General features: G+C 69.3%; 18 protein-coding genes. 12 read left to right on the top strand and 6 right to left on the bottom strand.

Annotated features, from left to right (window positions below; translation table 11 throughout):
* The first annotated feature begins 3 nt into the window (after positions 1-3).
* From ABEB03_RS26460 to ABEB03_RS26430, 7 genes are read left to right on the top strand one after another with little or no spacing between them, the layout of a single operon-like run.
* The gene (locus ABEB03_RS26460) at positions 4-1,038 is read left to right on the top strand and encodes an NAD-dependent epimerase/dehydratase family protein (protein ID WP_345654462.1); all 1,035 of its coding nucleotides are present in this window, start codon (positions 4-6) and stop codon (positions 1,036-1,038) included.
* On the top strand, positions 1,026-2,309 hold the full coding sequence (locus ABEB03_RS26455; RefSeq protein WP_345654459.1) for a DUF4910 domain-containing protein: 1,284 nt from the start codon (positions 1,026-1,028) through the stop codon (positions 2,307-2,309). Before ABEB03_RS26460 ends, ABEB03_RS26455 begins: the two co-directional genes overlap by 13 nt.
* 5 nt (positions 2,310-2,314) lie before the next feature.
* On the top strand, positions 2,315-3,613 hold the full coding sequence (locus ABEB03_RS26450) for an MATE family efflux transporter (protein WP_345654456.1): 1,299 nt from the start codon (positions 2,315-2,317) through the stop codon (positions 3,611-3,613).
* Positions 3,610-4,557 carry a glycosyltransferase family 2 protein gene (locus ABEB03_RS26445; protein ID WP_345654452.1) on the top strand — a complete coding sequence of 316 codons (948 nt, stop codon included), beginning with the start codon at positions 3,610-3,612 and terminating at the stop codon, positions 4,555-4,557. The genes ABEB03_RS26450 and ABEB03_RS26445 overlap by 4 nt, the downstream gene beginning before the upstream one ends.
* Entirely contained in the window at positions 4,554-5,852 is a 1,299-nt protein-coding gene (locus ABEB03_RS26440) for a polysaccharide pyruvyl transferase family protein (RefSeq protein WP_345654447.1), read from the top strand. Before ABEB03_RS26445 ends, ABEB03_RS26440 begins: the two co-directional genes overlap by 4 nt.
* A complete protein-coding gene (rfbC, locus tag ABEB03_RS26435; protein ID WP_345654444.1) occupies positions 5,849-6,400 on the top strand; it encodes a dTDP-4-dehydrorhamnose 3,5-epimerase in 552 nt (183 codons plus the stop codon). The genes ABEB03_RS26440 and rfbC overlap by 4 nt, the downstream gene beginning before the upstream one ends.
* 7 nt (positions 6,401-6,407) lie before the next feature.
* A complete protein-coding gene (locus ABEB03_RS26430) occupies positions 6,408-7,733 on the top strand; it encodes a glutamate-1-semialdehyde 2,1-aminomutase (RefSeq protein WP_345654441.1) in 1,326 nt (441 codons plus the stop codon).
* Positions 7,734-7,740: 7 nt separating this feature from the next.
* Here ABEB03_RS26430 and ABEB03_RS26425 read toward each other — a convergent pair whose 3' ends face one another.
* Positions 7,741-8,463: a phosphatase PAP2 family protein gene (locus ABEB03_RS26425; RefSeq protein ID WP_345654438.1), complete on the bottom strand. Its 723-nt coding sequence runs from the start codon at positions 8,461-8,463 to the stop codon at positions 7,741-7,743.
* Between the two features lie 853 nt (positions 8,464-9,316).
* Here ABEB03_RS26425 and ABEB03_RS26420 point away from each other — a divergent pair.
* Entirely contained in the window at positions 9,317-10,474 is a 1,158-nt protein-coding gene (locus ABEB03_RS26420) for a DUF3103 family protein (RefSeq protein WP_345654436.1), read from the top strand.
* 82 nt (positions 10,475-10,556) lie between these two features.
* Here the strand turns inward: ABEB03_RS26420 and ABEB03_RS26415 are convergent, their stop codons facing one another.
* Positions 10,557-10,925 carry a hypothetical protein gene (locus ABEB03_RS26415; protein ID WP_345654433.1) on the bottom strand — a complete coding sequence of 123 codons (369 nt, stop codon included), beginning with the start codon at positions 10,923-10,925 and terminating at the stop codon, positions 10,557-10,559.
* A 296-nt stretch (positions 10,926-11,221) separates the two neighbouring features.
* On the opposite strand from ABEB03_RS26415, the gene ABEB03_RS26410 reads away from it, so the two are divergent.
* Entirely contained in the window at positions 11,222-11,956 is a 735-nt protein-coding gene (locus ABEB03_RS26410) for a hypothetical protein (protein ID WP_345654430.1), read from the top strand.
* A 99-nt stretch (positions 11,957-12,055) separates the two neighbouring features.
* Entirely contained in the window at positions 12,056-12,988 is a 933-nt protein-coding gene (locus ABEB03_RS26405; RefSeq protein WP_345654427.1) for a pyridoxamine 5'-phosphate oxidase family protein, read from the top strand.
* Between the two features lie 130 nt (positions 12,989-13,118).
* Here the strand turns inward: ABEB03_RS26405 and ABEB03_RS26400 are convergent, their stop codons facing one another.
* Positions 13,119-14,003, bottom strand: a complete 885-nt coding sequence (locus ABEB03_RS26400; protein WP_345654425.1) for a universal stress protein — start codon at positions 14,001-14,003, stop codon at positions 13,119-13,121.
* A 246-nt stretch (positions 14,004-14,249) separates the two neighbouring features.
* Between ABEB03_RS26400 and ABEB03_RS26395 the strand changes: the two genes are divergently transcribed.
* Positions 14,250-14,399, top strand: a complete 150-nt coding sequence (locus ABEB03_RS26395) for a hypothetical protein (RefSeq protein WP_345654422.1) — start codon at positions 14,250-14,252, stop codon at positions 14,397-14,399.
* A gap of 63 nt (positions 14,400-14,462) precedes the next feature.
* A complete protein-coding gene (locus ABEB03_RS26390; RefSeq protein ID WP_345654419.1) occupies positions 14,463-15,464 on the top strand; it encodes an Acg family FMN-binding oxidoreductase in 1,002 nt (333 codons plus the stop codon).
* 17 nt (positions 15,465-15,481) lie between these two features.
* Here ABEB03_RS26390 and ABEB03_RS26385 read toward each other — a convergent pair whose 3' ends face one another.
* The 3 genes from ABEB03_RS26385 to ABEB03_RS26375 all read right to left on the bottom strand — a co-directional run bounded on the left by ABEB03_RS26385 (position 15,482) and on the right by ABEB03_RS26375 (position 25,261).
* Entirely contained in the window at positions 15,482-16,021 is a 540-nt protein-coding gene (locus ABEB03_RS26385) for a hypothetical protein (RefSeq protein WP_345654416.1), read from the bottom strand.
* Positions 16,022-16,039: 18 nt separating this feature from the next.
* On the bottom strand, positions 16,040-16,489 hold the full coding sequence (locus tag ABEB03_RS26380) for a hypothetical protein (RefSeq protein ID WP_345654411.1): 450 nt from the start codon (positions 16,487-16,489) through the stop codon (positions 16,040-16,042).
* A 78-nt stretch (positions 16,490-16,567) separates the two neighbouring features.
* Entirely contained in the window at positions 16,568-25,261 is an 8,694-nt protein-coding gene (locus tag ABEB03_RS26375; protein WP_345654406.1) for a golvesin C-terminal-like domain-containing protein, read from the bottom strand.
* Between the last annotated feature and the right edge of the window lie 172 nt (positions 25,262-25,433).

Genomic DNA, 25,433 nt, shown 5'->3' with positions numbered 1-25,433 from the left:
ACCTTGCGCGTACTGCTCACCGGACACCAGGGCTACCTGGGCACCGTGATGGCCCCCGTCCTCGCGGCCGCCGGGCACGAGGTCGTCGGCCTGGACGCCGGACTGTTCGCCGACTGCGTGCTCGGCCCGACGCCCGCGGACCCGCCGGGGCACCGGGTGGACCTGCGCGACGTCACGGCCGAACACGTGGCCGGGGTGGACGCCGTGATCCACCTGGCCGCGCTGTCCAACGACCCGCTCGGATCGCTGGCACCGGAGCTCACCTACGACATCAACCACCACGCGTCCGTACACCTTGCCCAACTGGCCCGCGACGCCGGAGTGCGGCGCTTCCTGTACGCGTCGACCTGCTCGGTCTACGGGGCCGCCGGCGGCAGTGACTCGGCGAACCTGGTGGCCGAGGACGCCCCGCTGCGCCCGGTGACGCCGTACGCGGAGTCCAAGGTGCGGGTGGAGGACGATCTGCACGCGCTGGCCGACGGCGACTTCACCCCGGTGTACATGCGCAACGCCACCGCGTTCGGCTACTCCCCCCGGCTGCGCGCCGACATCGTGCTGAACAATCTGGTGGGACACGCGCTGCTGTCCGGCGAGGTGTTGGTGCTCTCCGACGGCACCCCCTGGCGCCCGTTGGTGCACGCCGCCGACATCGCACGGGCCTTCGCGGCCGCGCTGACCGCGCCACGGGAAGCCGTGCACGACCGGGCGTTCAACATCGGCAGCGAGATCAACAACGTCACGGTCGCCGAGATCGCCGAACAGGTCGCCGAGGCGGTGTCCGGCGCGAAGGTGGTCATCACCGGGGAGAACGGCGCCGATCCGCGGTCGTACCGGGTGGACTTCTCCCGGTTCCGCACAGCCGTTCCCGGCTTCGACTGCGAGTGGACGGTGAAGCAGGGCGCGCTCGAACTCGCCGACGCCTACCGGAATCACGGTCTCACCCAGGAGGACTTCGAGCGACGCTTCACCCGGCTGGCCGTGCTGCGCGCGGCGTCCGACGCGGGCACCGTCGACGACACCCTGCGGTGGCGCCCGTGACCACGCCCGGCGAGGAGATGTACGCCCTGGTGGAGCGGATGTACCCGCTGTGCCGGAGCATCACCGGCGACGGTGTGCGCGCCACGCTGGACATCGTCGGCGAGTACGTCCCGCTCACGGTGCACGAGGTGCCGACCGGGACCCAGGTGCTCGACTGGACGGTGCCACAGGAGTGGAACATCCGGGACGCGTACATCGCCGACCCGTCCGGCCACCGGGTCGTCGACTTCGCCGCGTCCAGTCTGCACGTGCTCGGTTACAGCGTGCCGGTGTCGGCGACCATGTCGCTGGACGAGCTGCGCGGACACCTGTACACCCTGCCGGAGCACCCGAGCTGGGTGCCGTACCGCACCAGCTACTACAAGCCGCAATGGGGCTTCTGCCTCGCCCAGGAGACCCTGGACGCGCTGCCGGACGGCGAGTACGAGGTGCGCATCGACTCCACACTCGCGGACGGCCACCTCACCTACGCCGAGCACGTGGTCCCCGGGCAGGTCGCCGACGAGGTGATCGTCTCCAGCCATGTCTGCCACCCGTCGCTGGCCAACGACAACCTGGCCGGCATCGCCGTGGCGACGTACCTTGCGCGCGCGCTGGCGGAGCAAACCCCCTACTACACCTACCGGTTCGTCTTCGCACCCGGCACCATCGGGGCGATCACCTGGCTGGCCCGCAACACCGAGCGGATCGAACAGGTCAAGCACGGCCTCGTGCTGGCCTGTGCGGGCGACCGCGGCCGGTTGACGTACAAGCGGAGCAGGCGCGGCGACGCGGAGATCGACCGGGTGATGCGGCACGTACTGACCGTCTCCGAACGCCCGCACGAGGTGAAGGAGTTCACCCCCTACGGATACGACGAACGGCAGTACTGCTCGCCCGGGTTCGATCTCGGCGTGGGCTCGCTCAGCCGGACGCCGTACGCCGGGTACCCCGAGTACCACACCTCGGCGGACAACCTCGACTTCGTCTCTCCGGAGGCGATGGCGGACACGCTCGCCGTCTGCCGCGAGGCGTTCGCCGTCCTGGACCGCAACCGGCAGTACGTCAACCTCAGTCCCTACGGCGAACCGCAGCTGGGCCGACGCGGGTTGTACGACTCGCTCGGCGGCCGGAGCGACGCGAAGCAGACCGAGATGGCCATGCTCTGGGTGCTCAACCTCTCCGACGGCGAGCACAGTCTGCTGGATGTCGCCGAGCGGTCCGGGCTGCCGTTCGACACCGTCGCCGCCGCGGCCGGTGCCCTGCGCGACGCCGACCTGATCAAGGCGTGACGCCGATGACCACCGAGGGGGAGAATCCGCCGGCGACGGCGAGACCGGCCGGGTCCGCCAAGCGGGCCCTGGTCGGCCGGCTGTCCTGGGGGTTGGCCGACCAGGCGGCTTCCAGCGTGAGCAACTTCGCGGTGGGCATCTATGTGGCCCGCTCGCTGGGGGTGACCGCGTTCGGCGTGTTCAGCCTCGCCTGGGTGACGTACGGCGTGGTGCTCAACGTCTCCCGCGGGCTGGCCACCGATCCGCTCACGGTGCGCTTCAGCGGCCCACCGGGCGCGGCCTGGCGCGAGGCGGTGGCCCGGTCGACGGGCACCGCACTCGGCGTCGGCGCCGCCCTCGGCGCGGTGTCCCTGGCGGCCGGGCTCGGCCTCGGCGGCCGCGTGGGGCCCGCGTTCGCCGCCCTCGGTGTCATGCTGCCCGGGCTGCTGCTCCAGGACGCCTGGCGGTACTCGTTCTTCGCCGCGGGCTCCGGGCGGAAGGCGTTCCTCAACGATGTCGTGTGGGGTGTCGCGCTCGTCCCGGCCATGGTGGTGGCCGCTCGTGTGGGCAGCGTGGCCGCCTTCGTGCTCGCCTGGGGCGCGTCCGCGACGGTCGCCGCGGGGTACGGCTACGTCCAGTCCGGCATCCGGCCCCGGATGGCGCAGGCGCGCGGGTGGCTGCGCGAGCAGCGCGATCTCGGCTACCGGTACCTGGTGGAGAACGTCAGCCTCAGTGGCGCGAGCCAGTTGCGTGCGTACGGGCTCGGCGTGATCGTCGGGGTCGGCGCGGTGGGCGCGGTGCGGGGCGCCGAGCTGCTGCTCGGCCCGTTCCTGGCCGTGCTCATGGGGCTTTCGCTGGTCACCGTCCCGGAGGCGGCACGCGTACTGCGGCAGGCGCCGCACCAACTGGGCAGGTTCTGCCTGCTCCTCGGCGGAGGGCAGGCCGTCGGCGCGCTGCTCTGGGGCTCGGCGCTGCTGCTGATGCCCGGCCGGCTCGGCGAGATGGTGCTCGGCGACGTCTGGCACTCCGCCTCCCAGCTCATCGTGCCGATCAGCCTCGGCGTCGCCGGCGCCGGCCTCGGCACCGGCGCGGCGGCCGGCCTGCGCGCGCTCGGCGCGGCAAGGCGCAGCCTGCGCTGCCAGTTGTTCGCCTCCGCCGGTTACGTCGGCGGAGGTCTCGGCGGTGCCGCCGCCGCCGGAACGGTCGGCTCGGCCTGGGGCGTCGCCGCCGCGACCGTCAGCGGCTCGGCCGTGTGGTGGCTGCAACTGCGGTCCGCCCTGCGCGAGCACGCTCAAGAACCGATCCCCGAAGTGAGGACGTCATGACCGCGCAACCCAGGCTGAGCATCGGCCTGCCCGTGTACAACGGCGAGGAGTACCTGGCCGAGTCGCTCGACGCCCTGCTCGGCCAGACCTACGAGGACTTCGAACTGGTCATCTCCGACAACGCCTCGGCCGACGGGACCGAGGACATCTGCCGTCGGTACGCCGCGAAGGACTCGCGCATCCGATACATCCGGCTGCCCCGCAACATCGGCGCCACACCGAACCACAACCACGTGCTCGCCGAGTCCCGCGGCGAGCTGTTCAAGTGGGCCTCGCACGACGACCTGTACGGCCGGGACCTGCTGCGGCTGTGCGTGGAGGCGCTGGACGAGCGGCCGGAGATGATCCTCGCGCACACCGGCCAGGCGGTCATCGACGGCGACGGCAAGGTGAAGGTCCCCTACGAGTACACGCTCGCCACCGACTCGCCGCACGCGCCGGACCGCTTCCGCAGTCTGCTGTTCGAGCCCGGCGGCGACGACTTCTACGGGGTCATGCGGACCGACATGCTGCGCCGGGTGAAACCGATGGACAGCTACCACCACGCGGACCGCACGTACGTCGCCGAGATCACCCTGCACGGGCCCTTCCATCAGGTGCCGGAGCTGCTGTACTTCCGCCGCGACCACCCCACCCGCGCCGAGCGGGCGAACCCGTCCAAGCGCTCCCGGTGCGTCAACCTGGACCCGCGCCGGGCGGGCCCGCTGCACCCGACGCCCCGGCTGCTCGCCGAGTACGTGTGGGGCTTCGCCTCGGCGATCCGGCGGGCGCCGCTGTCCGCGGCCGATCGCCGCGCGTGCTACCGCCACCTGACCTCGTGGATGACCAGCCGGGTCCGGCCGGGCGCCGGTGAGCGGGTCGAGGACCGCGCCCCGGTCGACCCGGACCGGCTCACCGTCTCCGTCGACGCCCTCGTCGCCGGCCGCGAGGGGAGGCAGGCATGACGTCCGCGGGCAGAACCCCGGTGCGCGTCGGGGTGTTCGGCCTGCTCGGCTCCGGCAACCTCGGCAACGACGGGTCCCTCGAAGCCGTGCTCGGGTACCTCCGCGCCGCGCACCCGGAGGCGGTCGTGGACGCGTTGTGCGGCGGGCCCGAGGTCGTCGCGGCCCGGTACGGGATCCCCGCGACGCGGCTGCACTGGTACCGCGGGGAGTACCGGACCGCGTCGCGTGCGGGCGCGATCGCCGGGAAGGGTCTGGGCAAGCTCGTCGACGTCTTCCGCACCGCCGCCTGGGTGCGGAAGCACGACGTGGTGATCGTGCCGGGCATGGGCGTCCTGGAGGCCACGCTGCCGCTGCGGCCGTGGGGCTTCCCCTACGCGCTGTTCCTGCTCTGCGCGACCGGCCGGTTGTCCGGCACCCGGGTCGCGCTGGTCGGCGTCGGCGCCGCCCCGATCGGCAACCGGGCGACCCGGACCCTGGTGCGCTGGTCGGCACGGCTGGCCGCCTACCGGTCGTACCGGGACTCCCCCTCCCGCGACGCGATGCGGGCGATGGGCGTGGACACCTCACGCGACGAGGTCCACCCGGACCTCGCGTTCGCCCTGCCGACGCCGCCGTCCCCCGAGCGCTCGGCTTCTCCCCCGGCCGTCGGCCGGGAGGGGTCCCCAGAGCAGGCAGGTACCCCCATCCCGCCCTCGGGCGCGCCTGGCCCGGTCTGCGTCGGTGTCATGGCCTTCCACGGCGGCGACGACGACCGCGCCCGGGCCGAGGAGATCCACCGGCGCTATCTGGACGGGACGACTCGCTTCGTCCGCACGCTGGTCGAGGAGGGCAGGCCGGTCCGGCTGCTCACCGGCGACGAGTGCGATGCGCCCGTGGTCGCCGCGATCCTCGACGCGGTGGACTCTCCGCTGGTCACCGCGGCCGAGGCGACCTCGCTGGCCGACCTGATGAAGGAGACGGCGGCCGCGGACACCGTGGTGGCGACCCGGTACCACAACCTGATCTGCGCGCTGAAGGCCGGCACGCCGACGCTCGCACTCAGCTATGCGGCGAAGAGCGACGCGCTCATGGCTCAGATGGGTCTGGCCGCGTACTGCCACCCGGCTCGCGAGGTCGACGCCGACCGGCTGCTCGAGCAGTTCCGGGCGCTGGAGCGGCGATCGGCGGAGCTGCGGCAGACCCTCGCGGAGAAGAACCTGACCGCCGCCCGGCAACTCGAGCGCCATTTCACCGCCCTGACCGCGGCTCTGTTCCCGGCGACCGACCACGCCCACGCCATGCAGGAGGCCCCGTGAAGGCGACCGAAATCCCGGCGATCGCCGGCGCGTACCTGTTCGAGCCGCAGCCGTACGCCGACGAACGCGGCTTCTTCTGCCGCACCTTCGACGCCGACGTGGTCCGCTCGGTGGGCCTCGACCCGGACGCCTTCATCCAGGACAGCGTGTCCCGCTCGGTCCGGGGCGTGCTGCGCGGCCTGCACCTGCGCTCCGGCGCCGGCGAGGCCAAGCTGGTGCGGTGCTCGTACGGGAGGATCTTCGACGTCGTGGTGGACCTGCGGGCGGACTCGCCGACGTACCGCAACGTGGCCTCCTTCGAACTGTCCGGTGAGACCCAGGTGTCCTTGTACATCCCGGCGGGGTGCGCGCACGGCTTCCAGGCGCTGACCGAAACCGCTGACACCTCGTACCGGATCGACCGCCCGCACGATCCGGCCGAGGACGTGACGATCGCGTTCGACGACCCGGAGCTCGCCATCGCCTGGCCGCTGCCGGCCACATCGATGTCCCCACGGGACCGGGAGGCGCCGAGCCTCGCCGAGGTCCTGAAGCACAGAGAAAGTTGAGGTCCCCGTGGACACCGAAGAGCTTCACCTGCCCCTGTCGCGGACAGCCAACGAGCGGCTGCACGCCATGATCCCCGGGGGCGCGCACACCTACGCCAAGGGCGACGACCAGTATCCCGACAACCTGGCCCCGGTCATCAGCCACGGCAGCGGTGCCCACGTGTGGGACGTCGACGGCAACCGGTACATCGAGTACGGCTCCGGGCTGCGGTCCGTCAGCCTCGGCCACGCGCACCCGCGCGTGATCGAGGCGGTGCGACGCGAGCTCGACCGCGGGAGCAACTTCGTCCGGCCGTCCATCGTGGAGGTCGAAGCCGCGGAACGCTTCCTGGCCACGGTGCCGACCGCCGACATGGTGAAGTTCGCGAAGAACGGCTCCGACGCCACCACCGCCGCGGTGCGCCTGGCCCGCGCCGCCACCGGGCGCCCGCGGGTGGCCCTCTGCGCCGACCATCCGTTCTTCTCCGTCGACGACTGGTTCATCGGTACGACGCCGATGTCCGCCGGCATTCCGGCGGAGACCAACGACCTCACCGTGACATTCCCCTACGGGGATCTGGCCGCCACGGAGGAGGTGCTCACCCGGTACCAGGACGAGGTCGCCTGTCTCATCCTCGAACCCGCCACCCACACCGAGCCGCCGCCCGGGTACCTCGCCGGTCTGCGCGAGCTGGCCGACCGGCACGGCTGCGTCCTGATCTTCGACGAGATGATCACCGGTCTGCGCTGGTCCGAGGCGGGCGCCCAGGGCCTGTACGGCGTGGTGCCCGACCTCTCCACGTTCGGCAAGGCGCTGGGCAACGGATTCGCCGTCTCCGCGCTGGCCGGGCGCCGCGAGCTGATGGAGCGGGGCGGGCTGCGTCACTCCGGCGACCGGGTCTTCCTGCTGTCCACCACGCACGGTGCGGAGACGCACTCGCTGGCGGCCGCGATGGCCGTGCTCACCACCTACGTCCAAGAGGGCGTCACCGCGCGACTGCACGCCCTCGGCGAGCGGCTCGCCGCCGGTGTCCGTGAAGCGGCGGCCACCATGGGCGTCGGTGAGCACGTCGTCGTCCGGGGCCGGGCCAGCAACCTGGTCTTCGCCACTCTCGACGAGAACGGTCAGCCGTCACAGGAGTACCGCACCCTGTTCCTGCGCCGACTCCTCGCGGGCGGGGTACTGGCCCCGTCGTTCGTGGTGAGCAGCGCGCTCGACGACGCCGACATCGACCACACCGTCGACGTGGTGGCCCAGGCGTGTGCGGTGTACCGGAAGGCCCTGGACGCCGCCGACCCCACCCCCTGGCTGGCGGGACGACCGGTGAAACCCGTGTTCCGCCGCTCGGCGTGAGGTGACGTCAGCGATGCTCCCGCCGACCGGCGTCGGCCGTTCCATCGACCATCCGGTCGGCCCGCCGGTCGGCCGTCCGGTCGGCCCGCCGGTCGGCCGTCCGGTCGACGAGCCACGCGGTCGGCGGCATCACCGCCAGCGCGGTGCACCAGCCGCCGAGGACGTCGGTCGGGTAGTGCGCGCCCAGGGCGACCTGCGCCCAGCCCATGGCGGCGCCGGCGACCAGCGCCGCGGCGAGCACGAGTGACGTGCCGGCCGTCCTGCCGAGGCCGAGCCGGTCGGTCGCGAGCAGCGCCACCACGAAGGCGAGCGCGGTGGCGAAGGCGGTGTGTCCGCTCGGATAGGACAGGTTGCCGTCGCCGTGGATGGTGCGTCCCACCAGGGACTTGAGCAGCGTCGCCGTCCCCACGGTCAGGGCGGCGCCCGAGACGACGAGCACCGCCGCGCGCGGACGCCGAAGCAGCAGGCAGCCCGCCACCGCGGCCACGACCAGCATCACCGCGCCCACGGGCTCCCCCAGGAAGTCCAGGGCCAGCGCGACGTACCGCCACGGGGGCCGCACGCTGTCCGCCGTCGGCCGGATGACCCACCTGTCCACCCGGCCGGGCCGGCTGTGGCCGGCATACAGGACCCCGATCACGGCGACGACCGGCGCGGCGAGGGCCGCCACGAGCCCGAGCCGTCCGCGCAGCGGTGCGGGCAGCACCGCTGACGCCGGCCGACCGGTCACACGCTCACCGCGTCCGGTCGGCCCGCGGTGCTCTGCCGTGATCGGCAGACCCTCTTCCGGATCCTGGCTACTGGACGGAGGGTGAGGAAGTGACCCTTCGTCCGACCGGTGGGCACCCATGAATCAGCGGCCTCCTGTTTCCCCTGCTCCAGGCGGCGATCGAGCCGCGCATCCCGCTCATGACCGAGACGGGAAAGGGTCCGCACACCGTCGCGGACCGTCCGCCGGATGCGACGCACCTCCCCCGCCCGTCGGAGCCGGCACCATGTCGCTCGCAGCTGCCGCGATGCCGCGCACCCGCGAACTGCCTGCTGCCGTCCGTCGGCATGGCCCGGATCGTCAGAAGTACGGGCTGCGCACGGCCGAGCCGAGCAAAGTGCCGACACATCAAGCGCGAACCGAGCCGGGCCGACTCCCGGGCCCGCTCCGGCCAGGCGATCCGACGCCACCGACGCTGGTCGACGTCGCCTTCCGCCGGCTCCAACTCCCCACCACCGAGCCCCCCGTCGTGTCCGACTCGGCCCGCCGGGAGCCACCAGCTGATGCAGCCCCGAACTCGCCGTCCTGTCCGTCACCCTGGTCAAGAGCATCGGAATCAGTGTCTTCCTGCCACCCTAACCAACAACGCGGCCGCGGCAAGCCGCCCTTGGAAAGTGCATGGGCCGTCCCGCGCCCGCACACCCGCTTCCCGGCATCTGACGACCACTCAGTAGGAACGTCCTGCACGCCCTCTTGCTTGAAGTGTCATGCACCCGCCATCCTGGCTCCGAGAATCTACTCGCATAGATTCCATGGCTCCCTCGCTCGTCTGACTCTGTCACCGTCAGCACCCGCTCCTTGGGAGGATCCTCAAGTGAGACCTCGTCAGCCGCGGCGCCACAGCGCCGCCGCCATCGTGGCGTCCCTGCTCGCCCTGTCCGCCGGCCAGACCGTCGGCGCGTCACCCGCAGTCTCGGCCCCCTCCGCTCCGGCCCACGCCACCACCGTGGCCACCGCCCAGGACCAGGCCGCTCGCTCCATAGCCCGCTCGCTCTCGGACACCGCCTGGCGCACCCGCGTCCAGCACGCCGCACTCGCCACCGACGAGGTGCCCATCACGGCACTTGCCGGCCGGAGCGACAGCAACTTGCAGTCCGAGCTGGCCCGCTCGGACCGCCGGATCGCCGCGGCCAAGGGCCTTGATGCCGGCATCGGTTCGCTGCTCCGGCTGCGCCTCGGGAACCACACCATGCGCACCGCGCTGTCCGCCGGCAAAGCGCCCTGGGTGGCCCCCGCCGCCAGTGATGACCACGCCACCACGGTCGTCGCGTACGACAGCCGAGGCCATGCGCACACCCTCGATGCCCGTCACGCGCCCGACCGGCCTGTCTATGTCGTCGACATAGACAGCTCCAAGGCGCTGGCCGCCGGCCTCGGTGTTCTCAACCGGCAACTCCACCACTACGGTCTGGCCTCCAGCGCACCGGCATCGGCACCCGAGTCGGACGCGGCCAAGAAGACGCAGGCCCAGGCTGCCGCCGGGGGCTTCTGGACCACTCGCATCACCGCGGTGGAACTCTCGGACGACGAGGAACCCTGGGTCAAGGGCGACGCCGAGATCTACACGCTGGTCACCGGCTTCGGGCAGGACGGCGCCGTACGCGTCGACCCCGTGGACATGCCGTATCTCGACAATGACGGCACCGTCTACCGGCCCGGCCAGATTCTGGTCAACTGGTCGAACTACAAGTACAACCTGGCCGACGCCGTCATGATGGAGGAGGACGGCAGCACCAACTACCGCGACCTCGCCAAGGCCATCGCCACCGTGCTGCTCACCGTCACCGACCAGGGGACCTACATTCCCCTCGTGAACGCGGTCCTGGATGCCATCCCGAACGACTGGTGGACGGACGACCCCGACTACGTCGACTCCTGGTACACCCTCGCCCGCACCGACAACGGCACCCGGTACGGCGCCCGAGGCAACGGCTGGATGACCGTGGAACCGTACTTCGTCCAGGAAAACTGAGCGGAGCGCACGCCGCCGGCAGCGCATCACCCTGACACGCGTGAGGACGGCCCCCTGATCCCCGATCAGGTACGGTCACACGTCAGGGTGATGCGCTGCACGCACCGCCTCCTGGCGACACGTCATGAACCCCTTCGGAACGGGGGCATGTGCAAGTGGGCGACGCCGAACGGTGATCAGCTCGCCGAACTGCCGCGGGTCCGGTCCGACCGAGCCGATGGCCGTACGCCATGCCGATCGGCCCGCCGTCCTCGGCACGGGCCAAGGCCGCGCGAAAGGTGCGGTTGCGAACCTGTACGGGGAAGCGGCGGAAGGCGGCGACGTCGTCCTCGGTCTCGTCGTAAGGAGGTTCGGCGAACGCTTCGGCGTAGACCAGCTTGAACCCGTCCACGGCCCGCAGTGCGGCCGACCCGTCCATGCGCTCTGCCGCGATGATTCCTTGCTGCGCCATGCGGTCCCCCTCGAACGGGCACGCAAAGGCGCTCGCCGCGCACTCACGCCCGCTGACGCTCCCGGATCCCACCCACCAGGTCCGTTCTCGGATCCGCTCCCGCCGGTCGCGGGGCGACGGTGCGGCCCCTTCACGTCGAGTCGTCGACGCCGCGCCCAGCAGGGCCGTTCAGTGCACCGGGTGGGACCGGACGGCCCCTGGTCGGATCATCCCGGCCGGCGACAGGCTGGAAGCGACAAGCCCGCGTCCGCCGGGTCCGGCGGACGCAGCCGGAACGGGCAGGAAGGGTGAGGATCATGCTCACTACGCGCAGGCGGACCGCTGCCGCACTGGCGGCCCTGGCGCTGACCGGCACGCTGGCCGTCGGATCTGCGGCAGGCCAGAACATCACCGACAGCACACCCCTGAGCCCGGTCACCGCCCAGCCCCGCCCCTCGGGCAGCAATTGCCCGGGACCGGGTGCTTCGGACGACGACAGGGACACGTGGGGTCCGGGCATGATGGGCAGGGACTGCTGGTGGGGGCCCGGCATGATGGGCGGGCCGTACTGGGTCCGTGGTGACGGCATGCCGGTGAAGAGTCTGGACCAGGCTCGCCACCACGCCGACGCCTTCGCGGACCGGCTCGGCCTGCGCGTCGGCGAGGTCATGCAGTTCTCGAGGAACTTCTACGCCGAACTGGAGACCCCGGCCGGAAAGCCGGCCACCGAGATCCTCGTCGATCCGGCCGACGGCGACACCGGGATCGAGTACGGGCCGGCGATGATGTGGAACACCGACTACGGCATGCACCCTCGCGGCCAGACCCAGAACCGGATCTCCCCCGACCGGGCCCAGGACCTCGCACAGCGCTGGCTGCGCAACCAGGGCAGCCACCTGACCACCGGCGAGGCCGAGGCATTCCCCGGCTACTACACCCTGCACACCCTGCGATCGGGGAAGATCGACGGCATGCTGTCGATCAACGCCTCCACCGGCGCCGTGTGGGACCACACCTGGCACGGCACCTACATCGCCACCAGCGAGCACTGACAGGCGCCGGATCACCACAGCGTCCTGCCCAGGCCATGCGGAGGCACGCCGTGCGTGGCACGTTGGATACAGCACCGTTCTGGGGAAAGGACGGCGATCATGCGAGCTCACCTCGGCGATCAACTCGTGGTCGAAAGCCCGGGCACGGGCGCAAGCAGGCGCGACGGCGAGATTGTCGGACTCCACCACGAGGACGGCACCCCTCCCTATGACGTGCACTGGTCGGACACGGACGAGGTGACGCTCGTCTTTCCCGGGCCCGACGCCCACATTCGTCACCTCGACCACCTGTCGGAAGGAAGCGCGGAGCGACCTTCCCGGCCGAGTACGGACGAGCCACGTCAGCAGGCTGGGAGCGGACCCGGCATGCCCAGGCCCGAAGCGGCATCCCACGCGGGTGACATCGGACGTCGCATCGCCGCCGAACGCCGCCGCCAGGGACTGACCCAGGCCGAGGCCGCCCGCCGCGCCAGCATGGCGCCGCAGTACCTGGCATACCTCGAAGAGCGATCGGCAGCCCCGAGCCTGGCGGCTCTCATCCGCCTGGCCGCCGCGCTGGGTACGTCCGTCGACGCCCTGCGTGGTGGCGGCATCGATCTGCCGCCCGGTCAGGGCCAGGCACTCCTCAGCCCTCAACTGGAGGACCTGAGCCCGGACGAGTGCCGCGCCCGGCTCTCCACGCATGGCCTGGGACGCGTCGCGGTGTCGACGCCGGACGGCCCAGCAGTCTTTCCGGTGAACTACGACGTGGTCGACGACACCATCGCCTTCCGGACCGCGCCCGACTCGGCCCCCGCGGCGGCCGTGGGAACCGATGTCGCCTTCGAGGTCGATCATGTGGACGAGGCGATGAGCCTGGGCTGGAGCGTGCTCGCCGTAGGCCCCGCCCGAGTGGTCACCGAGCCCGACGAGATACGACGGCTGGTCGACCACGCCCACAGCACTCCGTGGGCGGGAGGCGACCGCGACATGTGGGTGTCGATCAGGCCCACACGCCTCACGGGTCGCCGGATCAGCCCCGCCGTCCAGTGAGGAGAGCGGCACTGCCGCCCCTCACCGCCGATCACCGCGGGGATTCCGCGAGCGGGTCCTTGACGAGGTCCATGGAGATGGGACTGCGGATCCTGGCCGTCACCGCCGCGGCCGGCGTCTCCTGGGAAGGTCAGCCACCACCGCCGCGAGGCCCACGACACGGAACCATCGCAACGGGACACTGAGCATGGTGCAGCGCCGCATGGGCCACGTGCCCCAGTGGCGCGCCGATCGCGTGAGCCGGCCGACGGGCACCGATCACGAGCAGATCAGCGTGCCCTGACGCGTCGATCAGAGCACCAGCCGTGGACGGCGCTCGCACTGCGTCAGCCGTCACCGTCAGGGCGGGGAATGCGTCCCGCAGGAAGCCCAGAAGGCGGGAGGTGGCCCTCACCTGCTCCTCGGGGACCTCCGTGAGGTCGTCGCGCATCGGCACCATGCTCCCGGCGTACTGATGGAAGCGGTAACAGCTCAGCACACGCAGTGACGCCTTGTGGCGGTCGGCGGTCTCCGCCGCGAAGCGCAGCGCGTCGAGGTCTCCCTCGTCCCGTGCGGCGGCCAGGACAACTCCTGTCCGGACAGGTTCGGGAGCGCCACGGACCACGATGAGCGGACCCGTCACCCGCGCAGCGAGCCGAAGTCCGACCGAGCCCAGCAGAAGTGCCGAGAATCCGCCGAGTCCGCGCGAACCCACGACGATGATCCCGTCGGCTCCTGCCGCGCCGAGCAAGGCCCGCACGGCGGAGTCCCGGCTGAGGGTGGAGGTGACACACAGCTGGTGCACCTGTGCGGCCACCTGCGCGATCGCTTCGTCCAGGACGTCCTGGCCGTAGTCGAGCAACAGCTGGTCCGCGGGGTCGGGCCGCTTCCCGCTCCGGCCGTCGAGGGCGGTCGCGTGCACGATGTGCAGGGACACGCCCCTGGTGGCGGCTTCGGCGGCGGCCAGCCGGGCGGCTTCCACAGCCTTCTCGGATCCGTCCACCCCCACGACAACCGGCTCGTGTGCGTCAACCATGATCCCTCCTGAACACCAGGCACCTTCATCCTGGCAGCGCTGCGGGACGACGGGGAGATCCCGACCGGATCATGCTCATGGCCCGAAGGTCCTGAAGGAGCGAGCCATGGTGCGACCTCGGGAGGCATGCGCTTCCCCATACCCCGGGCCGCCCGCTCCCTCGCCACTGGGGAGCACGGGACCAATGGCCCACCCCATTGCTCCCCTCGACCCATGACGGGCGGGGACAGAGAGCCGATCGTGAAGGTGAGGCTCCGAACCGACGAGTTCGAGGACCGCGACCGGTGGCCGCAGGAAGTGGATGACGTCCTGTTCCGCACTTCTGTCGTCGACTCCCCGCTCCACGCACTCGCACCCGACTGCTTCGGCTGCCCGCTCCGGGACCCCGTGGAATAGTGGAAGAGACGCGAGTCGCCCTTCCGCGAACGGCCTGTCGGCCCTAGAAGGGAGGAAGATCCGGTGTCGGTTCAAGCACTTGACCTGCAGACTGTGACGACTCTGGTCGAAGACGCCACAGCAGCGCCTTCCATGCACAATGCGCAGCCGTGGAAGTTCCGCTTCCACCGCGACGACAGCACTTTCCAGGTGCGCTCCGATCTGGAGCGGGCCATGCCTCGCGCCGACCCGTCCAACCGCGCTCTCCACCTGGGCTGTGCGGCAGCCCTGTTCAACCTGCGCGTCGCCGCCGCCCACGCGGGACGGGGGGCGGCCACCGAACTGCTGCCCGACGCAGCCGACCCGCAACTGCTCGCGGTGATGCGGCTGACCGACCCCACGTCCCCCGGGCACGGCGTGGAGAACGACCTCGCCCTGCTCCATCCGGCGATCCATCGCCGCCACACCAGTCGAGACCCGTTCTCGGACGAGGAGATACCCCAGCCGATCAAGGACGCTCTGAGCGCCGCCGCTCTGCTGGAGGGAGCACGGCTGATGTTCCCCGACGCATGGCATGTGCAGACACTCCTGGATCTGGTCAACGATGCCGAAGGGCGCGATGCCGCGGACGCCGCCGCCTCCGAGGAACTGAAGCGCTGGGTCCGCGTCGGTGCCGAATCGGCGGAAACCGCGGGTGACGGCGTACCGGACTACGCCTTTGGCCCTCGCAAGCGACGCGGCAAGGCGCCCGTACGGGACTTCGCCGCTGGACTGTCCGTTCCCGGCCGCGGGACCGCCACGTTCGAGAACGCTCCCCAGGTCGCCCTGCTCGGCACGACCGACGACGGCCCCAGGGACTGGATGGTGGCGGGCCAGGCGATGGAGCGAGTCCTGCTCCAGGCCACCCTCGACGGGCTGGCCACCTCGCTCACCTCCCAGGCCCTCGAGTGGCCCGAACTCCGCTGGACCGCACGCTCCCCGGAGTCGGCCATGAGCTTCGTGCAGATCGTCTTCCGGCTCGGCTACGGATCCTCGGGCCCGAGGACGCCGCGGCGGCCGGTGAACGAGGTCCTCGACATCGAGTGAGGCGGGGCAGGTCGGTCTCAGGGGGAAGCGCCGGTGAGCACGGCGGCCTGTCGGGCGGCGAGGTCCCGGGCGGCGGGCCAGTCCCAGGAAGGATCACCGCTGAGGTTGAGCACGAGTACGTTGCTGTCGACCGCGGCAGCCATGAGGAGGGCGACTCCCCCGCCTCCCGCACCGTCGGCGGATCGGACCTGCTGCTCGCGTGCCCACATGGCGGTGGCACCGACGATTGGCTGAACGTGCACATCGCGCTCGCCGACCACCTCGACTGCAGCGGTCGTGTTGCCCAGCAGGCGCTCCTTCACCGCGTGCAGGGCCGTGTCGGCGTCGTCTCGCGTGGCCAGCGGGACGACCTGGATCCACATCCATCGCCCCTTGCCGTCGTGGAACGATCGCCAGGCGGTGACACTGCCCTGGCGCCTGGCCCGCGTGCCCCACTCGGTCGCCGGGCCCCTTCGACCCGTCCACCAGGTGCGCTCGTCGACCAGCTGCCACCCCTCGGAAAGGTCCGTGACCGCGAGGAGATGTGACAACGCGTCACGGCGCCTTGCTCCCGACATGAACACAGGACGCACAGATCAGTCTCCCGTCATTCCCCAGAAGACCCACTCCACCTGATTCCCCTGCGGGTCGTACACCGGGGCGCAACAGCCGGACCCGCGGAACATGGGAGGAAGATCCGACGCCGACGCCTTGTACACCCGTTCGACGACATCGCGTGTCGGCTTCTCCTCGCCGAAGTACTCGAGCATTTCCTGAGGAACGACCATTCTCACGGTGCCGTCCTCCTCGTAATCGACGTCGTCCGTCTCGATCACGCGGTCCACGTCGATGACCGAATGCGTACCCCCCTCCTCTTCCAGAATTCCGCTCTCCATCAGATCCTCGAGTGTGTCCAGCGACGGCTCCTGATGACGCCAGGACTGCTGGAACACGCGCTCGCGGAGCTGGTCAAGTGCGGCCTGGGCGTTCCCACCCTTGTCGGTGAAATAGATCCACCTGGAAGCTCCCACAAGAAATCCATTCATTGAAGTACAGATGCTGACGAAACCGAGAGCCCGGCCGGGCGCGCCCAGTTGTGACGCGCCCGACCGGAAGTGGTCTGGCTAGAGCACGACCGCGCACACAGGCGCAGCCGGCCCACAAGCCGGCGAAGCCAGCTTACCGAGCCACCAAAGCGTCGTACCAAGCGCTGCGGCGCCGACTCCGACCTTCACCGGTTCCGGTACGGTGACCCGCGGCGGTTCGGGGTACGTGGTGCGTAGATAGAAGGGCTGGTACGTGACAACTCCCGGCCCGCTCTTCTCGAAGAAATCGGAGTTGTCCAGTTCCAGGAACTGGCCACGCTTCGATCCCGGACCGATGAGCGGGTGCGGCAGCTGGAATCCAGGCTTGATGTCGAGCCCCTTGTACCGTGGGTCCTTCTTCATCGCGTTGATGTACCACTGGACGTCGAACTTTCCGTATGCCTCGGCAGGCGGACGGCCCCCGGTCCAGGGCAATTTCGCCTTGTGCTTCAATTCCCAGACATACAGCGTGTTTCCGTCCTGGTAGGTGATGTCGGCACCACCCTCATTGCCGGTGCCTTCCTTGGATCCACCGGCGACAGGCGCCTCCATCTGCGCACGCCACCCGCCGGACGGCCCGTACTTGGCGATCGCCTGCGTCTCGAGCCACTCCCACATGATCAGCTGGGCCATGTAGTGCGTGGTGCTCCAGCTGCCGCCGGAAGCCGCGGCCGCCGTGGCGGGTTGCGCATAGGCAGGGCACGGGCCTATGAAGCCCGCCGAACCGCATCCGCTCTTGGGTGCCGGGAGCTTGTTGACCGGGCACGGGCCGATGAACCCAGGGGTACCGCAGCCGCCGGTCGTCGCGCCGCCTCCGTCGGACGTCGGTACGGGCATGTGCCCGTCGAGTTCGACGACGCTGGTGGGATTGCCACCACCGAAGGCGTACCGGTTCGCTGTGTACGGGTCGTCCCCGAGGTTCATGTCGGCGAGCGCGCCGTTGTACATGTCCCGGCTGGTGAAGCGGTTCAGGCCCGGGTCGTAGTCCCGGAAGCCCATGTCGTACGTACCCGACTGGGCGTCCCACCGCTTGGCGTTGAACCGGTAGGGGTTGTAGGCCTCCTTGGTGGGGTCGGCGGCATCGGGCTTGTCGATGCCGGTGAACTCGGACTTGTCGTCGGAGCCGTAGGCGGTGTACCCGTACGTCGACTTCGTGTCGCCGTTCTTGTCCGTGAGGGTCTCGACGTCGCTGTGGCTGTTGTAGCCGTAGTAGCCGTCCTCGGTCGTGCCGTCGCTGTTGTGCTTGACCTGCGACAGGCGTTCGCCCCACGGGCTGTACTGATACGACTTGGTGAGGGTGCCGGCGACCTTCTCGTCCAGTACCTCGGTCGTCAGACCGAGGTACTCGTAGTCCGTGGTCTTGCCGTCCGCGGTCTTCGACGTGGTGCGGTCGAGCGGGTCGAACGTGAACGTGGTGGACTTCGTCGCGCCCGTCGAGTCCGTCTTCTGGGACTCGACGACGTGGTCGAAGCCGTCGTACACGTTCCGGCTGATCACCCTGCCGCCCGACGTCACCGATTCCTGGCGGCCGAACGGGTCGTAGTTGTAGTTCGCCGCGACGCCGGCGCTGGTGGCGCTCAGCAGGCGGTTGCGGTCGTAGTCGAACGTGGTTGTGGTGCCGCCGACCGTCTGGCTGATGACGTTGGCGTTGTCGTCGTGGACGTAGGTCTCGGTCTCCGCGCCGTTGCCCGTCTTGACCGACTTGGCAAGCCGGTTCGCCGGGTCGTACGTGTAGTCCGTGGTGGACGAGAGATACGCCGAGTGGTTGTCGGCGTTCATCTTCTTCGCCACGTCCTGCGACTTGTTCCCATTGGGGTCGTAGGCGTAGGTGTGCGAAGCGACGAGGGTGCCGTTCGGCTTCTTCTCCGTGGTCGACTTGACGACGCTGTCCAGGAAGTACGCGTAGTCGACGGTGTTTCCGTTGGCCTTGGTCTCCTGGAGCTGCTGGCCCCGGTCGGTGTACGTGTACGACGACACCTTCGGTGAGGCATCCGTGGAGGAAGTGCCGACCGAGACCGTCTTGACCAGCTCACGCAAGTCGTAGGTGTACTTGGAGAACTGGTCGGGGTGGTCGACCGTCTCGACCTTGCCGTCGGCGTCGTACGTGAAGGAAGTCGACTTCTTCGTCGAGCCGTTCAGCAACTCGCTCACCTTCTGGACCTCGTTGAGGCCCGTGTAGGTGATCGCGTAGGCGTCGATCTCTGCGGTCGACGAGGTGTCGTCGATCTGTGCGAGATTGCCGTTGAGGTCGTAGGAGTAGGCGAAGTCGCTCTTCTCCGTGTCCGCGGGGTCGCCGCTGGTGCTCCGGACGAGCTTCACGCTGTCCGCGACGACCGTGCCGCCGCTGTTCTGGAACAGCTGCAGCTTTGCCGCGTTGCCCTGTTGGAACGCGTACGAGCCCAGCGACACCCAAGTGCCCTGGTTCGCGGCGGCGTTCTGGTCGACCGTCTTGTCGACGGTGCCACCGTCGTAGGTCAGGGTGTACTTGGCGGTCGTCGCGGCGCCCGTCACCTTCGGGAACTTCACGTACGCGGCGTACGTGCCGTCCTTGGGGATGTTGAGCGTCCAGGAGTAGGCGTCCGTGCCGGCGCCGGCCGTGTGGGTCTCGTGGTTGTAGCCCTGCTGACCGGTGATGTCTCCCTTCGTCCAGGCACCGGTCCTGGCGGTGTTCTGCGAGTCGGAGTTGTCCACGAGGACGACCGACTTGCCCACCGGAACGCCGTCGTCGGACCGCGTCTTGAGCGACCCGTCGGGGTAGTACGACCAGGACATCGTGCGGTTCGTCGAACCGTCCGCGGCCGAGATGGTCCGCGTGGTCTGCGAACCGAGGTCGTCGTAGTCGTAGTCGGTGACGATCGACCACGGGTCCGTGGACTTCTTCGTCCAGCCGTTGTCGTAGTAGGCGAAGGTGGTGTCGTTGCGAACCGTCTCGCCCTCCGACGGAGGCAGCGACGTCTTCGCCACCCGGCCGACCTTGTCGTAGGCCGTCTCCGTGTAGACGTTCGGGTCGTTGTAGCGGGCGTCGGCCGGGTCGTAGGGCTGGTAGCGCCTGACCGGGCGGTTGAGCTCGTCGTACGTCGTGCGCGAGGTGAAGGCGTCGGTGGAACCGGCCGCCGTCGACCGCGGGGTGAGCACCTTGGTGGTGTTGCCGACCTGGTCGTACTCGTACTTCGTCGTGCGGTACGTGATGCTGGACGTGCCGTCGTGCGGCACCTTGACCTCGGTCTGCTTGCCGCGCTCGTCGTAGGTGATGAGCGTGGTGTTGTTCTCGGCGTCCGTGGTCGAGGTGACCAGCGAGTCCTTGTCGTATCCCTTCTTGGTGCTCTTGCCGGCCGCGTCCGTGACGACCGTGATCCGGTGGTCCAGGTCGTAGTCCGTCTTGGTCGTGTAGTCGGTCGAGTCGGTCGTCGCGTTCTTCTTGGGGTCGATGACCTTGGTGACGTTGCCGACGTTGTCGTACTCGTACGAGACCTTGTCGCCCTTCGCGTTGACCGCGGAGGTGAGCTGGTAGACCTCGTTGTAGTGGTTCGTCGTGACGTAGTCGGTCGTGTCCGCCGCCGTCGCCGTGCCCTTGGGCTCCGTCGTCGTCGCGAGGTTGCCGGCCTTGTCATAGGTGTACGTCGTGGTCCGCGGGTCGGTCTGGTTGTTCGCGGGCTGCGTCGCGGACGTGATCTCGTCCGCGTTGTCGTACACCGCCGAGGAGAACGCGCCGTCCGGCGCGGTCGCCTTGGTGACGTTGTCGTTCTCGTCGTACACCGGTGCCGGGGTGGTGATCAGGACACCGGCGTCCTGGTCCTTCGGCTGCGTCTTGGCCAGCGGGCGCCCGTAGGTGTCGTACGCCTGCGTGATCTTCTTGCCGAGTGCGTCGGTGACCTGGGTGACCTGTCCGCGCTCGTCGTAGACGAAATCAGTGTCTTCGGACTTCGCGTCGGTGATCGTGTTCGGGTAGCCGGTGGGGCCGAAGCCGGTGAACGTCGTCGGGTTGCCGCCGGCGTCGGTCGCCTTGCTCAGTTCACCGAAGGCGTCGTACTCGTACTTCGTGGTGTAGTCGTCCGGCACCGTCGTGGTCGCGACGCCCTTGGGGTCGGTGACCGTCTTCACGTTGCCGAAGTTGTCGTACCCGAACTGCCAGGCCCGGCCCTCCGGGGAGGTCTTGCGGAACAGGTCGGCCGAGAAGCCGTCGGCGCGGGTCTGGTACTCGTACTTCGCGGCGTTGCCCGGCCACTTGGTGGTGTCGGTGACGCAGGTGGCCGTCTGGTCGGGGACGCCGGCCTTGTTGTTCTCCGCGTCGCGCTGCCAGAGCGGGTAGCCCGTCTTCTGGTCGTAGCAGTACGCGGTCTTGGCGCCGTTGGCCTCCTCCAGGTACGTGACGTTGTTGTCCGCGTCCCAGCTCATCTTCGTGGTCTGGGACTTGGCGTTGGTCGTCTGGACACCGCGGCCGAAGTCGTCGGTGACGTACTTCGTGTCGTGGGACTCGGCGTCCGTGACCGTGGTGTCGACGAACTTGGTGTTCGTCGCATCGGCCGCGTAGACGAAGCCGGTGTCACCGCCGAGACGGTCGGTGATCGTCTTCGTCCACCAGTGGTAGGCCGGGTCGTCGCCCGCCTTCGGCTCGTTGTACGCCAGCTTCGTGTCGTGTCCACGAGGGTCGGTGGCCGTGACCAGCTTGACGTTCTTGTTGCCCTGCGTGGCGTCGTAGGTGAACTTGAACACCTTCGGCTGTGCGGAACCTTCACCGTCGGTGATCCGGCCGAGGAGGCCCTTCGACGTGTAGTAGAACGAGACCTTCCGGCCACTGATGTCCGTGACGGACTTGATGTGGTCGTAGATCTTCGAGTTGGTCAGGTTGGTGTCGGTGACCTTGGCGCCCGTGTCGTCGATGTAGTCGTACGACGCGTCGCCCTTCTCGAAGTAGTCGACCGTCAGCGACTGCCGACCGGTCGGGTCCGTGATGTAGGTGAGGAACTTCGTCGGCTTGTTGTTGGACTTACGCTCCTCGTACGTGTACGACTGCGTGTTCCCGTTCTTGTCGACGACCGACGTCAGGTAGCCGTCACAGCCGAACAGGAACCGGCTGCCGTCCGGGCGCAGGAGGGTCCAGGCGTCCGGGACGGGGTCCTTGTCCGGGGTGCAGTCCAGCCCGGCCTTCGCCGTGATGCGGTAGTGGACACCCGCCGGCGCCTTCCAGCTGCCGTCCGGCTGCTTGGAGAAGACGTGTGTCGTGCCGTCACCGTCGGGCAGGCGGATCTCGGTCGGGTTCGGGTTGGGGTGGAAGTCCAGCGGCGCCCCCAGCCGGATCGGCCCGGCCAGCTGCGCGGACCAGCCCGCACCCGACACCGTGTCGCTCGTGTCCAGGGAGTTGTAGGAGAAGCGCGCGAACGTGGTCAAGCCCCGGCCGGGGTTGCTGAACGCGTTGTACGCCCACACCGCGTTGCCCGAGGCCAGGTTGTTCATGACCGTCGAGCCGGCGCCCGTGTTCTTGCCCGTGTACGAGTAGAACTTCTCCAGGCCGAGCGAGTTGGACGTCGGGTCCTCGACCGCCACGTTCTGCTTCAGGGACGGGATGCCGCCGGTGCCCGCGGACAGCCAGCTGCCGTCGGAGACCTTCTTGACGTCCCAGCCGAGCACGTAGTCCGTGCGCTTGCTGCCCGAGTCGGAGTTGATCGGCGTCTTGACCTGCGCGTGGATCGTGGCCGACTGGCCGGGCGACAGCGCCGGTATCGCCGTCGACACCTGGTTGCCGCCGGTCGTCACGTCCGTGCCGTCCGGGAGCTTCCAGGTGTACGACATCACGCGCTCGCCCGCCGCCCAGGCGGCGTTCGTGGTGTTGGTGACCGTCATGTCCACCGTGTAGGTGGAGTTGGGGGTCATCCGGGCCGGGGTCTGCGGCGCGTAGTACGTGTCCTCCGTCGTGGAGTCCACGTAGATCACGCGCAGCAGCGGACCGAGCTGCGGGTCGGGGGCCTCCGAGGACAGGAACAGCGAGCGCTCCTGCGGACCGGTGGCGGACTCGTCCTTCAGCTTGATCAGGGCGCCCTTGTTGGACGTGGGCGTCTTGATCCAGCCCTGGGTGAGCGACGTGGCGTCCCACCAGTGGCGGCCCACCTCCGAGACCTGCGCAATCGTGTCGGAGACGGTGCCGGAGAAGTCGCCACCCGCCGTGGTCCATGGCGTGCTGGTGGTGGCGTTGTTCCAGGTGGCCTGCGTCTCCGTGAAGTCCCGGTTCAGACCGTGGAGTTCATAGATCGCGCCGTTGGTGTCGGTGGTGGTCTCCGCGCCCCACATGAACAGACGCGACTCCAGCACGGTGGCCGTCGTCGGGATGCTCGACGTGGTGAACTTCATCGCCGCACGGGCCTTGCCGTACGTGGTGGAGTTGTTGCCCACCTCCAGCCACTTCTGGCCGACGCCGAAGGAGGCGATGGTGTCCTCGTTCGTGGTGGGCTGCCCGGACGCCAGGGTCGTGTCCGTGACGCCGGACGTGCCCTGGATCAGGCGCATGGTGCGGCCTGCCTTCGGCACGCCGACGATGCGAGTGGGCGAGCCGATCAGCTGGCCGTTCTTGGTCTTCACCGCGATCTGGTAGTAGTACGACCGGCCGATCTCCTCCGATGAGGAGTCCGGTGTCGGGGTCGCGGTGGTGTCCGTGTACGCCGTCGTCGTCTTGCCGACCGGCGCCACCAGGGTCGCGGCGGACGGTGTGAACGCCTGCTGCGTGGAGCGGTGCAGCTGGTACTCGACGATGTCCAGGCCGGTGTCGCCCGTGGTGTTCGCGTAGGCTTTCCAGCTCAGCTCAGGGCCGGTGGAGTGCACGACGGTCGGCGAGTTCAGGGCGGTGCCGACCTTGCCGTAGGTCACCGTCAGGCGGGGAATGGTGGCTGTCTCGCCGCCGTAGTCGCCGTCACCGGACTCGTACCGCGGGCCGCCGGTCGGGGCGGTGGCCGACTCGTCGGTCGCCTTCAGCACGAAGCCGTTGTTGACCGAGGTGCCGTCGAGCCACTGCTGGACGGTGTCGGTCACCGGGAACTTGTGCCACTGGTTGTACTCGCCGACGTTCTTCACGATCGACGCCGGGTTGGTGAACCGGACCGCGTCCGCGATCACCGCCGTGGTCGAGGACGCCGGGCCGTCGCCGAGCACGACCTTGCCGGCGGTCCCCTTGGCGAAGTCGATCTGCGAGCCGCCGTTCAGCGCGGCCCAGACTCCGTTGGTGCCCGACTGCTGGTTCACCGTGTACGTCGCGGTGCCGTCGTTGGAGGTCACCGTGTAGGGCGCGTTGGTCGCCCGGTCGGTGGCCGCCACGTAGTGCGCCTCGACCTTGTAGGTGCCCGCTTCCTTGATATCGGGCTGCCAGGTGTAGGTGTCACCGGCGACCGTGTCCTTGTTGGACCGGTAGTCGGCGCCTATGCCGTACTGCGCCAGCGACGAGGTGGAGGCAGGCCAGTTGCCGACGGCAGCCGTGGTGCCCGCGTCGCCGTCGTCCACCTGGACGCTGGTGCCGGACAGTTCACCGACCAGCGAGCTGGTGTTGGTCCAGTTCGCCGTGGTCTCGTTCCACGCCCCGGTCGCCCGGTACGCGCCGATGGTGACATCGTTGGCATTGGTGGTGTGCGCCTGGTCGAAGTACATCTCCAGGCGGGCCGAGTCGATCTTCGTGCCCGAGGGGATCTCGTCCAGCGGGAACTTGACCAGCGAGCGGGAGATGCCCGTGTCGGTCTTGCCCGCCGAGAGCTTCCAGGTCGTGTTGAAGTTCGTCGACGCCTGGTCCGACAGGACCATCGTGTCCTGGGAGTCGGTCGGCGACGGCGCGATCGTGATCGTCGGATCGATGACGACGGGGTACTGCCGCTCCTTGGCCGCCAGCCACTTGGTGTCCGGAGTGACGGTCAGCTTCCAGGACTTGCCGTCCCGGGTGAGCTTCTGCGTGACCTTGGTGCTGTAGGTCTTGCCGAAGACGGACTTGTCCGCCTTCTTCGCGTCCGTCATGTAGGGCGCGGGGATCACCATGACCGGCGTGTGCGGCAGCTCGCCGTACAGCGCGATCGAGCCGTCCTTGCGGGCCTTCGGCACAAGTCCGTCGGTGTCCAGGGTGAAGATGAACTTCACCGGCCCGGGCGGGCGTTCGGTGAGGGTGACGTTCTCCTTCACCCGGCCCGGTCCGACGCCGTACTCCAGGTCCGCGCCCTTCAGGGCGTCCTTGTAGGTGACCGTGGAGCCCTTGGCGGTCGGCTTGAGCGAACCGCCTGCACCCTGGATTCCGAGGGTGACCGAGCGGCCGTCCGGCGAACGGAACCGGACGAGCCGGTCCGTGTCCGAGCCGAACCAGCTCTGGCCCTCGTTCGAGGTGTTGGCGAACTCGAAGCCCTTGGACTTCGACGTGTGGACGGCGGTGTCGATCGGCTTCCACGACTTCTTCCGACCCTGTACGGATCGATAGGAGGTCGGGACGGCCGACAGTTCCGCCTGGACGCGGCCGTCCGACATCTGCCAGAAGCGCGCGCTGGACGTACGGCGGCCCGTGAGTTCCCGGACCCTCACGGCCTTCGGGGCGGTCCTGCCCTTCGGCAGCTTCTGCCGGTCGGCCACGTCGAGTTCATCGTGGGACGGAGGTTTGTCGAGTTTTCCGCCGTCGTCGTCCCCGAACCATCCCTTGAGGGTGTCGACGATTCCCTTGTCGTCGTCCTTGCCTGATGCGGTTGCGGCATAGGCGAATTGTGGTAGCGCGGTACTCACGACCGCGGACACCACAAGACAGGAGATCACTCTCCCGTATCGGACTTTCACGTCCAATGCCCTCTCTATTGCGGCGCGCTCCCCTTCCGGCTTTTCGCGCGCCCACGGCGCGCAAGCCGAATGAGGACACGCCGAACCGCCAACCGGGGTGGTTCCCGGCCGGTCATGTCGT

It is taken from the genome of Streptomyces siamensis, from assembly GCF_039543605.1.
Classification (GTDB): Bacteria; Actinomycetota; Actinomycetes; order Streptomycetales; family Streptomycetaceae; genus Streptomyces; species Streptomyces siamensis.
Note: the sequence above shows the minus strand (reverse complement) of the source record. Positions and strands in the feature narration are given on the sequence as shown.

What these genes read in the sequence shown, in the direction of transcription:
- ABEB03_RS26440 (WP_345654447.1), top strand. Translation starts at nt 4,554, where the DNA reads ATGACGTCCGCGGGCAGAACCCCGGTGCGCGTCGGGGTGTTCGGCCTG.
- ABEB03_RS26450 (WP_345654456.1), top strand. Translation starts at nt 2,315, where the DNA reads ATGACCACCGAGGGGGAGAATCCGCCGGCGACGGCGAGACCGGCCGGG.
- ABEB03_RS26385 (WP_345654416.1), bottom strand. Translation starts at nt 16,021, where the DNA reads ATGTCGGGAGCAAGGCGCCGTGACGCGTTGTCACATCTCCTCGCGGTC.
- ABEB03_RS26380 (WP_345654411.1), bottom strand. Translation starts at nt 16,489, where the DNA reads ATGAATGGATTTCTTGTGGGAGCTTCCAGGTGGATCTATTTCACCGAC.
- ABEB03_RS26445 (WP_345654452.1), top strand. Translation starts at nt 3,610, where the DNA reads ATGACCGCGCAACCCAGGCTGAGCATCGGCCTGCCCGTGTACAACGGC.
- ABEB03_RS26410 (WP_345654430.1), top strand. Translation starts at nt 11,222, where the DNA reads ATGCTCACTACGCGCAGGCGGACCGCTGCCGCACTGGCGGCCCTGGCG.
- ABEB03_RS26400 (WP_345654425.1), bottom strand. Translation starts at nt 14,003, where the DNA reads ATGGTTGACGCACACGAGCCGGTTGTCGTGGGGGTGGACGGATCCGAG.
- ABEB03_RS26415 (WP_345654433.1), bottom strand. Translation starts at nt 10,925, where the DNA reads ATGGCGCAGCAAGGAATCATCGCGGCAGAGCGCATGGACGGGTCGGCC.
- ABEB03_RS26405 (WP_345654427.1), top strand. Translation starts at nt 12,056, where the DNA reads ATGCGAGCTCACCTCGGCGATCAACTCGTGGTCGAAAGCCCGGGCACG.